We start from the raw sequence: 10680 nt of genomic DNA, 5'->3' as shown, positions 1-10680 counted from the left end.
CTTGTGTTGTTGTTCTCGGTGGGCCCCGCGTCGCCCTCCGGGCTCCTTGGTCCCGCTCTGTTGTGGTTACAGTATGGCAGCAACAAGAGGGGGTCGCAACTTGCCGGGCGCCGTTGCTTTCTGATGGCTCATCATCAACACAGGGAACAGCGGATCGCAAGTGGTCTACACCAAATTGCTTATCGATCGGCTCAGATAGCACCTGAAAATACATTTCAAGGCCCACGGCGAGGGGAACTGACGGGCATTCAAGGAAAGCCAGCAATAAGGCACCGCACGGTGCCACTTATTCACCGTCATAACCCGTAACGGAAAGCGTAACGGAACGGACCCGGAATGTGTTACGTAACGCCCTCGAATTCGTCACGTAACACCCGCCCAAAGTCGCGGAAATTTCACCGCCTCGCGCAACTGCGGCCCGGGGCGAACCGCGGCCGGCCCGCGGCCCACCAAGACGTCGCCCAGCACCGCGCGCTCCCCGCCGAACGTCACCGGACGAACCTGAACACCCCCTCCACCACCCACCGGTGCCGACACCGAGCAGCACGACGTCCAGCAGGGCCCGGCACGGGGAGCAGCGCTCCGGGGCGGCGGGCACAGCAGCGGGACATCGACCGCGACGGGCCCGGCGAGGGCCAGACGACCACGACACGGGAACGGACCCGGCCGGCGCCACACCCCACAGCTCGGGCGTGCGGGGAACGCCGCACGGGCCTGCGGGGCGTGCGGCGCATCCCAGCGGTAGGACTGCGGCGGAACGAAGGTCCGCCCGGACGGGGCCGAGCTGCCTACCGCTGCACGTAGTCGGGGTACACGTCCGGACCGTCATAGGACTTCGTGCCCGGGTTGTACGGATAGACCCGCGCCGTCGCCCCGAAGGACTCGCACAGCTCAAGGACGGCCCCGAGCAGTACGCCGCTGTCCTCCACCCGCGCGTCCAGGTAGAACCACACCTTCCCCGACCCGAACATCCACCCGGCGCCCTCCTGCACCTCGCCCCGGGGCATCACGCCCCACTCCTGCCGGAAGGCGTCCCAATACCGGGCGACGGCCTCCGAGGGGTGGCCCGCGTAGGGCTCCCGGTGGATGACGGCACCGGGCTCATCCCGCATCCGGGTGATGCCGTGCATGCTGTTGCCGAGGCCGCACCCGTCGAAGTCCTCGGGCGCGGCGGTCACCGTCCACACCTCGGGAACCGGCCCCACTCCGGCCGCAACGACCGTGACCGTGCCGTCGGCGTTGTGCCGCTCCCAGCACCTGGCTTCCGGGCTCTCGCCCCCAACGGCGGCGAAGTCGGCACCGGGGGACCAGTGCGGAGCGTCCGCGAACGCCCCGTCCGGGCAGATGACCGCCACGGCCACATCGCCGGTCCGGTGGCCACTGCCGAGTGACGCCACGATGGCGCTGACGATGTCGCTCCGCAGATCACTGGTTTCCATGACGAACTCCTCAGCAGTAGTGGGAGGAACAACCCCTTTGACTCTTAAGACTATACATGGCGATCGGCGCACGAGCAAGTCTTAAGAGTCAATCGTGGGGGTGCACCCTTGCGGCGACGAGGTGCGCACTCCGGCGGGACCATGCGGGCGGCGGCAGCGCTTTCGACTCTTAAGGCTTTCCCTCGCGTCGCCCGAGCTGTATAGTCTTAAGAGTCAACATGGGATGGCGACCGCCTGGAGGGGCCTGTGTACACCGATGAGAACAGCAGCGACGAACTCGAAGCGATCTACACCGAGCGCCTGGACGTCGACCTGGAGATGGCTCAGATGAACGCCGAGGCCGACGTCTGGCACGCCGTGCGCGACCGCGGATTCTGCAACCACGGCTCGGCGGTCGGCTACCTCAGCTCGCCCGTGCACGAGGGGCAGAAGCTCCTCAAGCCCGGCCAGTTGGCCTGCACCGCCGGATGCGGCACGGTCTTCGCCGACGACGAGGACTGGTACACCCAGCTCGACAACCCGATGGCCAACCCCGTCCCCCTGCCCGCCCACACACCGGCCCCGGCCGGAACGTGAGCGCCGCTTCCACGGGGCCGCTCCGGGTGCGCCGGAGTGGCCCCGTGGAAGCCGGGCGCAGCGGCCCGCCTCGCCCCTCACTTCTCACCTGCCCCAGGAGTACACGTGACGCCCACCTCCGCCCCGGTCGTGTGGCGCTTCGCCGACCACGACACCGTCCGCACCGGTGACGGCCGGACCTGGTATCGGGGCCTGCGGCACACCCAGCGGTGGGCCGTCCCCGGCGGCGACAGTCCGGCCGAGATCGACGACGACGCCGTACGCGGCCTGCTCACCGGCCCCAACGCCGCCTTCGTGCCCGCCCGCCCCGACGCCCACCAGCCCCTGCCCGGCCGCCCGCTGGACACCCCCGACGCCCTGCGCCTGCTCGACGTCCGCCCGGCCACCGGCGCCGTACTGCACCGCTGCGCCCTCGACCGCCTCGGCGCCGTCCTCGGCGACACCACCGGCAGCCCCCGACGCCCCGTCCCGGGCCTGCGCCCCGCCGACGTCCGCACCTCCCTCCAGGGCACCGCGCAGCGCTACCGCGCCGCCCGCATCACCCTGGACCGCACTCACGGCCGCATCCACGCCCGCTACGCCATCGCCAACACCCTGCACACCCACACCTACATCCTCACCACCTCCTGACCCGCCCGGGCGGACCACGACCCGGAGCGCAGCCCGGCCAGCCCGCGCCCGCGCGCCGGCGACGCGCCGCATTACAGCGACCGGGGCCCACTCCACACAATTGACTCTTAAGGCTTGCGCTCAAACTCGCCCACTTGTATAGTCTTAAGAGTCAACATGGGAACGGAACTCCCGGGCCGGCCATGAACCGCAGCCTCACCCGCAACATCCTCCGCTCGGCCCACCAGGCACCTTCCAGCACCTCGCCCTTCGCCCACCTCGTCGAGGTGGAACACACCTTCCCGGCCGGGGCCTTCGCCGACGCACCGGCGCCCTGGACGCCCGGTGACGACTTCACCGAAGTTACGGGCGGCGCGTGGCTGCGCGAGAACGCCGACGGCACGCAGACGGCCGTGGTGACCGGAGTCGGGCCCAAGGAGCTCCCGGCGGCCGACGGCGGCAAGTGGACCGAGGAGGAGATCTGGACGGTCACCTCGGCCGACCCCAGCGTCTTCGCCTGGCTCGACGACAAGGCGCACCGCATCACCTGGGCGCTGGGACGCGAGGACGTCGAGATCACCCGCGAGCCCTACGCGGGACACCCCGCCGAGGCGTACGGCGACTACTGGCACGAGTTCCAGCTGCGCCACTCCTTCACCCCCGCGCCGCGCGCGGACGGCCGTTACACGCTGACCCTGGCGTGCGCGCCCAACAGCTCGTGGTGGAACGGCCCGTGGCCGCTGACCGACGCGAGCAGCCGGGTCATGGACACGTTCGGCGGCCACGCCCGCGTCCGCACCGTCACCGGCCCGGACGCCCGCACCACGATCCCCGCGCCCGTGACCCTCATGCGGCGACTGACCCGGATCTGATTCCCGCAGTGCGCAGCGGGGCCCCGGCGCCGCCGCAGCGCCCTGCGGCGCGGGTGCGAAACCCGTCCGGAACTCTATCGCTATGACTCTTAAGGCTTGCGTTCAAGCCCACCCGCCTGTATAGCCTTAAGAGTCAAGACGGAATGGAACTCCAGGAGGAACCATGTACACGACCGCCACCGGCCCCATGGACGCCTCCGCCGCCTACCTCGCCCTGCGCCTGCCCGCCGGCACCAAGGTGACCTACCAGGGCACCCTCGAAGAGGGCCACGGCCAGTGGCTGGTCTCGCCGTGCAACTGCCGCCACTGCACGGCCTCCGCCTTCTTCGGCCACCCCGCCCGCCGCTACGAACTGCTCACCCTGGACGGCAGGCCGAGCCCGTACATCCACGTCCGCCACACTTCTGTCACTCCCGTCGTCAGCGAACGGGAACGCGAGTACGCCACCGGAACCCTGCTCCCCAAGGTCGCCGCCGTCCACCTGCGTAAGCAGCTGCGCCGAGCCTTCCCCGGGGTGAAGTTCTCAGTGCGCACCGGCCGGGGCAAGGCGATGTGGGAGCTGTCCGTCAGCTGGACCGGCGGCCCCGGCCGAACCGCGGTCAGTACCGTCACCGCTCCCCTGCTCGCCACCTACGGCCCCTCCGAGGAGCGCCGTCCCGCCCGCATCTCGGTCACCCACGCCGGACGCGACTACCACGGCACGCCTCTCCTCGCCGCGATCGCCCTCAACCGCGCCTGACGCCCCCGGCCCGGTGCGGCCCGGCCGTCCGCCCGCCACCAGCGCCAGCCCTTCGGCGGCGCCCACCACGGTGGACCGGAAGCGGCTGCCCGCCTCACCCGGCCTGGACCGTGACCTCCGGGGCCCGGCAACGGCCGGGCCGCCGCATCGGGGCACCGCAGGCACCACGACGGGTCATCACGCGGCGGCCGGGCGCCGCGTGAGCAGACGGGCCCGCGACATTTTCCCGCCTCACCGGGGCGCAGCACTTTGACTCTTAAGGCTTGCGTCTCCCCTGAATTCTATGTATAGTCTTAAGAGTCAACAGGGAACGCGGGGTAACCCTTCGGAACCCGCCCCGCACCACCGAAAGGACCTGGACATGTCCAACACCCACCTCACCCCCGGCCAGCGCATCGTCTGGGGCTCCGGCAAGCTCCCCGGCGTCTACAACGGCCCGTCCGAGACCCCCGGCTTCATCTCCGTCAAGCTCGACATCGACCTCTGCTCCATCACGGTCACCACCGACTCCGTCGGCCACGCCTGAATAGCCCGCCCCGGGGCGCGGACCTCCGCGCCCCGGGCTTCGCCATCGAGGAGATGAGCAGCACGTGGACCACGAACTCACCGCCCAGGCCACAGCCCTGCCGGACTCCCCCTGGCTCGGCAAGGCCGTAACCGACCACCTCGGCCGCCCCGCCACCGTCCGGCGTGTCTACGAGATCGATGGCCAGCACGTCGCCGTACTCACCTCCGCCCTCTCTGCGGCTCAGGGCGGCGAAGCGATCTACGGGGAACACGTCGACCTCCTGTCCGCCGACGGCCGGGCCCCCGCCTTCCCCGGCTTCCTCGACAAGCTCGGCCGGCTCGCCGACCTCGAAAGCGCCCTCCACGACCCCGGCGCCACCGAAGACGACGCCCGCGCCTTCCGCGCCCTGCAGCAGGCCATCAAGCCCTGCCAGTTCGCCGAATACCACCTCCGGCAGGCCCTGATCGACCAGGCGCGGCCCGGGGACCGGCTCTACCTCACCGGCAAGCACTGGTACGTCACCCTCGCCGACCTCGACGGCCACCCGATGCGCGACTTTCCCCGCATGGCCCTGCGCGTCCGCCTGGAGGACGACGTCCTGCGCGAGGAGTTCCACATCCTCGAACGCCACCCCGACGGCGTCATCGAGCTCAGCACCCTCACGATGTGGCCCACCCTCGGCCTCATCTGACCGGCCCCGGGCCACCAACCGCCCGGCACACGAACGGCATCGCGCCTCTTCACCCCCCAAGCCAGCCGGCCCGCTCCCCCGTGAGCAGCGGTCCCGGCAGCCGCCCACCCCTCACTCCCCGGAGGCACGACCATGCGCTACCACGCCGGCGACACCGTCCGCATCCTGCACCCCCAGCACCACGGCGAAGTCCGCGCCGTGGCCTGCAAGTTGGACGGCCTGCTGTTCTTCTCCGGCGTCGACGGCGGCATCTGGCCCGACCAGGTCGAACTCGTCCGCGCACGCACCGGCAACCCGTGCGGCACCCCGTGCATGCACACGTCGGGAGACTGCCGCCACTGCCGGGGCCTGTGCCAGCAGCCCTACGGCGAATGCCCGCCGCGCGAGGGCGAGGCCCCCGCTGGTAGCCCAACCCGCCCTCCGGCCCAGCTCATCCGGATCCAGCCCCGCCTGGCTCCGGCCGCGTCCTTTGAACCGCTCCCGCGCGGCATACCCGCGCCCCGCGCGAGGCTGCGGGCGGAAGGCCCCACACGACCCCCTTTGCCTCTTAAGGCTTGCGTGCATTCGCACACATGCTGTATAGTTTTAAGAGTCAAAATGGCAGCTCGCCGCGCACCCCCGCACCGCCCCGACGAGTGCGCCCCCGACCGCGATGGGAGGTCCCCCGTGGACATGAGCTTCGCCGCCCTGGCGCTCGACCTCTCCATGCGCGACACCGGCACGCTCGTCACCCCGTACGAGGCGCCGGAAGCGCGCGCCGCCGCGTTCGTCGAGGAGCCGTAGGCACCGGCCACGTTCACCCCGCCCACCCCGAAGAGGAAGCCGGCAAGAGGATCTCCCCATGGACGACAACACCCCGGACATCGACCTGACCCGCCGTACCGAGCCGCTCAGCCTGAGCGACATCAGCCGCGCCTTCGGACTCAGCCGCAGCGCCTCGCAGAAGTGGCACAAGCCCCCCGTCCAGGCGGCCATGGGCGGAAAAACCCCCGACCACAAACCCGCCCTGCACGCCGTCGCCGAAGCGATCGGCGCCGGGCTGGGCCCGGAGGCGCTGGAACACCCCCGCCCCCGCTACCCGGTGAGCGTGGTCATGGCCCTGGGCAAGGCCCTGGGCTATCTCGACGAACACGGCCACCCCGTCAACAAGAACCAGGGCAAGGGCCGCTGGCTCCCGACGGCCCCCACCATCGACCCCGCCACCCAGAGGAAGCGCTACTACGTCAACCACCTGGCCACCGCACGCGGCACCACCCCCGGCGCCATCGAAATGAGCCTGTCCCGAGGCTCCTTCGCCGAACCGGACGGCACCGACGAGATGGGCCGCATCTTCTGGTGGACCCCGACCCCGGGGGACACCGTGATCAACGACCTGCCCCGCGGCACGGTGGCCGACCAGATCAGCAACGAGGCCGCCCTGGTGGCCAAGGAAGCCCGACAGCTGAGCGAACTGGCCGAACAGCTCGCCGACGCCGCCACCGGCAGCAGCAAACTCACCGACCACGCAGCCGCCGCCGCACAGACCGCCACCGCGGTACTGGCCAGGGCATCCCGCCTGGACGGCCTGCGCAGGACCGCCGACGCCGCCGGCCCCACCACCCCCGAGAAGTAAGGAACCCGGGCAACTCCCAGGCCGGCCAAGGCGCAGAAGACAGCATCGGCCCGGCCCCCGGACAGCAGCACCCACCGCAGCACACGGACTCTCACCGGCGGAGCGTGCACACCCGCGGCAGCCGCATCACCCCCGCCGGCCGCCACCGCCCCGTACGCAGCACCGCGGGCGGCCGGCCGACAGCCGATCGGTGGCCTCGACCACCGGACCCACCACTCCACCGCCAGCCGCGCCGTCGCCACCGGAGGCGAGCGCGCGGCCAGGCGGGCGGCGAGCAGCCGGCCGTACACCCGCAAGTCCGCGGCGGCGGACCGCGGCCACGCCCACAGCCTCCCGGCCAGCTCCAGGACCGCCCGGACCCAGCGCAACGGCCCGCCGCCCGGAGCGCCGTGGACGGTGACGACCAGCAACGCACGGCAGGCCCGCGGCCTCGTACCCGAACAGAGCGAACAACCGTCTACCCCGCGACCGCCTCATCCAGCACCTGGTCGGCGAGCGTCTCCTCGCGGGCCCGCGGGCCCCTCGGCAGCGTGCGCCCCCGGCCACGACCGACCAGTCACCACCCCGTTCCTCCATCGACAAGGCGCATACCCACCGGTCTGCCGACACGAGGAGCGTACGGCGGTGCGCAGCAGAGCAGCGGTTCACGGCCTCATCCCGGCGTCACCTTGATACGCGGAGGCGGCGGCACCTGAGGCCCGCGACGGGCCATCCTCCCCGGTCAGCACCCCGTACGGCCCCGGCGCCCGCCATGCTGTGCCCGGTCACCCCTGGCGGGGAGGCGGCGGGCCTCCAGCGGGGCGGCGAGCTCGACGAGGCGCAGCCGGACGAAGGCTTCGGCCGCGGCGCCGGCGTCGATCAGGGCAGGGCGGTGGCGGTGGCGGTGGCGGTGGGCAGTTGGGCAGGCCCAGCCGGCGTATGAGGGCGGTGTCGACGTCGCCGAGGTGGCGGTGGAACCCAATCCGGGACAGGCACACCCGACCACCTTTGACTCTTAAGACTTGCACCTCTGCGCCCGCGCCTGTATAGTCTTAAGAGTCATTACAGCAGCCGGTCCGCCCGAGGAGCACCCCGCGATGATCACCACGATGCGCTTGAACAACAACGGCCACCACCTCCTGCGCAAGGGGACAGACGAGGTGACGGTCATCTCCGAGCCCGGCAAGGAGCGCCCCGACTTCGTGCAGGGCGCCTACTCCGCCTGCGCCGTGTGCGACGAGCAGCCGACCTACGTCCTGCGCGACGGCGAGGTCCACGCGCAGGACCCGTGCGCCCACCCGATGGGCATCACCACCGAGGTCACGCTCGATGTGCCGTCGGGAAAGCTGATCGTCACCGACGACCTGCGCGACGTCTACGACACCGACTTCTTCGCGGGCGCGGACTACAACACCGCGCTCGGACAGGCCCAGGTCATTCAGGCCATGGCCGCGCTCGGCTGCGCCTTCGGCCCCGTCGGGAACAGCTGCCCCGGCCTGTACCGCAACGGGGCGGACACCTACGTCATCGCCTCCGTGTACGTCGACGAGGACACCGACGACGCCCCCGCCCTGCCGGAGCCGGACCGCCTGGCGCGGATCTGCACCGACCTGTGGGCGTACATGCTCGCCGACTTCGAGGACTGGAAGGCCAAGGGCGGCACCCCCCAGGGACGCATGCTCGGCGACCACACCGTCATCGACGTCCCGCCCGGCACCTACAAGATCACCCACCACACCGGAGAGCACAGCTTCGACCGGGACGCCGACCTCGTGGAATTCGCCCACATCGAGCGCATCGCCCCCTTCCCCGCCCCCTGACCCCACAGCCTCCGCCTCCGCCCGCGCCGAGCGGATCTGTGCCTGGTCCGCCGCTCGGCGGCGGACTCGAAGTCGGCACCGGCTTCACCATCGCCGTGCCAGAAGGGCCCCGGGCCCATGCCGCCAGATCCGCCGCCGCGAGGAACGGCTCTGGCACCGCGCGCGGTGCCGCGTCCTCCACCGGCAGACGCCCGCCCTGCGATCCCATCCCGCCGACAACCACAGGAGCCGCCGCACATGGGCCCATACGCCAGCCCTGCTCAGCCCCGCCGCACCCCCGCCGTCGATACCCTGCGCGCCCTCGTTCCCGACGACGCCGACGTGATCCGCGTACGCGCCGCCACCCCGACCGCCGCCACCAGTTGGACGTGGACGCACGCCGAGGTGCTCGGCGCCTACCAGTGGCCGCCCTACCCCGGCGAACCGCTCCGCCCCCTCGACCACCCCGTCGACGACAGCACACACGCCAGCCTGACCATCTGCGAGTTCCTCACCACCCACCAGTACGCGGGCAACGTCAGCCTCGTGCGCGCCACCGACGCCACGTACACGTTCAGCATCCGCCTCAGCTGCCCCCGGTGGGAAGACTGGGGCGACGCGTGAACGCCCGGTCCCCTGGCCCCTTGCATCCGCCCTGCCGGGGCCCGGCGGCCGCTACGATGGCCGGTGCACCAAGGGCAACCGCGCCGCGCCCGGTCCACACCCACCTCGACGCCCACACCGTCGCCCGGGGACCGAAGACGTCTGCGACTCGCGCGAGCATCTCGTCATGCCCTCCTCCTGGACGGCCGGCGCGTGTGGGGCAGCAGGCCGACAAAGGACGTGAGACGTCATGACCCACCGCCACCACCGCGAGCAGGACCGCGCCGTACGCGCGTACAAGCGGGCCCACCCCGGCATCACCCTGGAACAGGCCCGGCGCGCCGTCGCCGCCCGCTCAGGCCGACAGCAGGGCCTGCCCGCCCGGCTCCCCGCCGCTCCCCCGCCCCGCCCCGCCCCGACGAGCGGCTCGACGGGTACGTGAAGCGCGTCGCCGCGGCGGCCGGCGTCCAGCAGCACCGCGCGATGGAACTCCTCGGCCTCGAACCCGGCACATCAGCCACCGACCGCCTGGACAACCTCGCCGCCGGTCTGCCCGACCACACCGTCCGCGCCCTCGCCGCCGCCACCGGCATGACCGGTGATCAGGCCCGCGCCCTGACCGCCCCGCGCAGCGCGCGCCCCGACCTGGAGGCCGTACGGCGCATCACCGAGGCCAACTCCGCCACCGGACACCACCGCCGAGGCGGCGAAGGCAAGACCTCGCCCTCCCCCGAGCTGTCGGCCGCCCTGTCGCTCGTCTTCGCCGAGCGGGCACGCATGATCGACCTGGACGGGGCCGGCCCGGAGCAGGCCCGGCTCCTCGCCGAATCGTACGGATCACGAGTCCTTCCCGTCGACCTGCCCGTGCACGAGCTCTTTCCGGCCCACTACCGCCAGGTCATCGCCGAGCGGGACTGGCCGTTCGACGCCCCCAGGCCACCCATCGGCGCCGACGTCTTCGACGAGGCCGTCAAGGCCCTCGGGATCGAGCAGGACACCGGCACCAAGGCGCCGCGGCACGAGTAGCGGCCCGCCGCCCCGGCCCCGGGCGGGCAGCCGCGGAGGCCGTACGACGCCGGCGGCCGGGCCGGGGCGCAGCGGACGGACACCGGCGGGGGTGAGGGCCAGGCGCAGCAGCGCGTCCAGCGCGCCCGGGCCCGCGGCGGCGATCTCGTCGGCGCGGGCGGCCAGCCACGGGCGGGCAGCGGACAGGTCGGCGGCCAGGTGCTCGAGGACGGGGCAGCGGGCCACGC

Annotated in this window: 13 protein-coding genes; 12 read left to right on the top strand and 1 reads right to left on the bottom strand. The window is 71.9% G+C overall.

The genetic code is table 11. From position 1 onward, the window contains the following. Positions 1-788: 788 nt before the first annotated feature. Positions 789-1439, bottom strand: a complete 651-nt coding sequence (locus ABT170_RS33980) for a hypothetical protein (RefSeq protein WP_351873988.1) — start codon at positions 1437-1439, stop codon at positions 789-791. Between the two features lie 246 nt (positions 1440-1685). Here ABT170_RS33980 and ABT170_RS33975 point away from each other — a divergent pair, with 246 nt between their 5' ends. The 12 genes from ABT170_RS33975 (at position 1686) to ABT170_RS33920 (ending at position 10453) form a co-directional block, all read left to right on the top strand. Then, positions 1686-2015 (top strand): hypothetical protein, encoded by a 330-nt coding sequence (locus ABT170_RS33975; protein ID WP_351873985.1) that lies wholly within the window; start codon positions 1686-1688, stop codon positions 2013-2015. Between the two features lie 105 nt (positions 2016-2120). Next, positions 2121-2645, top strand: coding sequence for a hypothetical protein (locus ABT170_RS33970; protein WP_351873982.1), 525 nt, complete (start codon positions 2121-2123; stop codon positions 2643-2645). Between the two features lie 182 nt (positions 2646-2827). Next, positions 2828-3496 carry a hypothetical protein gene (locus ABT170_RS33965; protein ID WP_351873979.1) on the top strand — a complete coding sequence of 223 codons (669 nt, stop codon included), beginning with the start codon at positions 2828-2830 and terminating at the stop codon, positions 3494-3496. 163 nt (positions 3497-3659) lie between these two features. Continuing rightward, the gene (locus tag ABT170_RS33960; RefSeq protein WP_351873976.1) at positions 3660-4235 is read left to right on the top strand and encodes an LPD29 domain-containing protein; all 576 of its coding nucleotides are present in this window, start codon (positions 3660-3662) and stop codon (positions 4233-4235) included. A gap of 361 nt (positions 4236-4596) precedes the next feature. Next, positions 4597-4761 carry a hypothetical protein gene (locus ABT170_RS33955; protein ID WP_351873973.1) on the top strand — a complete coding sequence of 55 codons (165 nt, stop codon included), beginning with the start codon at positions 4597-4599 and terminating at the stop codon, positions 4759-4761. 64 nt (positions 4762-4825) lie between these two features. Further along, complete coding sequence (locus ABT170_RS33950) at positions 4826-5434, top strand: hypothetical protein (protein WP_351873970.1); 609 nt, start codon at positions 4826-4828, stop codon at positions 5432-5434. Between the two features lie 597 nt (positions 5435-6031). Further along, positions 6032-6217 (top strand): hypothetical protein, encoded by a 186-nt coding sequence (locus ABT170_RS33945; RefSeq protein WP_351873967.1) that lies wholly within the window; start codon positions 6032-6034, stop codon positions 6215-6217. A gap of 58 nt (positions 6218-6275) precedes the next feature. After that, positions 6276-7046: a hypothetical protein gene (locus ABT170_RS33940; RefSeq protein WP_351873964.1), complete on the top strand. Its 771-nt coding sequence runs from the start codon at positions 6276-6278 to the stop codon at positions 7044-7046. A gap of 1076 nt (positions 7047-8122) precedes the next feature. Continuing rightward, the gene (locus tag ABT170_RS33935; protein WP_351873961.1) at positions 8123-8845 is read left to right on the top strand and encodes a hypothetical protein; all 723 of its coding nucleotides are present in this window, start codon (positions 8123-8125) and stop codon (positions 8843-8845) included. Between the two features lie 237 nt (positions 8846-9082). Continuing rightward, positions 9083-9448: a hypothetical protein gene (locus tag ABT170_RS33930; protein ID WP_351873958.1), complete on the top strand. Its 366-nt coding sequence runs from the start codon at positions 9083-9085 to the stop codon at positions 9446-9448. 229 nt (positions 9449-9677) lie between these two features. After that, positions 9678-9869 carry a hypothetical protein gene (locus ABT170_RS33925; protein ID WP_351873955.1) on the top strand — a complete coding sequence of 64 codons (192 nt, stop codon included), beginning with the start codon at positions 9678-9680 and terminating at the stop codon, positions 9867-9869. Further along, a complete protein-coding gene (locus ABT170_RS33920; protein WP_351873952.1) occupies positions 9866-10453 on the top strand; it encodes a hypothetical protein in 588 nt (195 codons plus the stop codon). Before ABT170_RS33925 ends, ABT170_RS33920 begins: the two co-directional genes overlap by 4 nt. Positions 10454-10680: the final 227 nt, after the last annotated feature.

This window comes from Streptomyces sp. NPDC001787, assembly GCF_040297465.1.
Taxonomy (GTDB): domain Bacteria; phylum Actinomycetota; class Actinomycetes; order Streptomycetales; family Streptomycetaceae; genus Streptomyces.
Note: the sequence above shows the minus strand (reverse complement) of the source record. Positions and strands in the feature narration are given on the sequence as shown.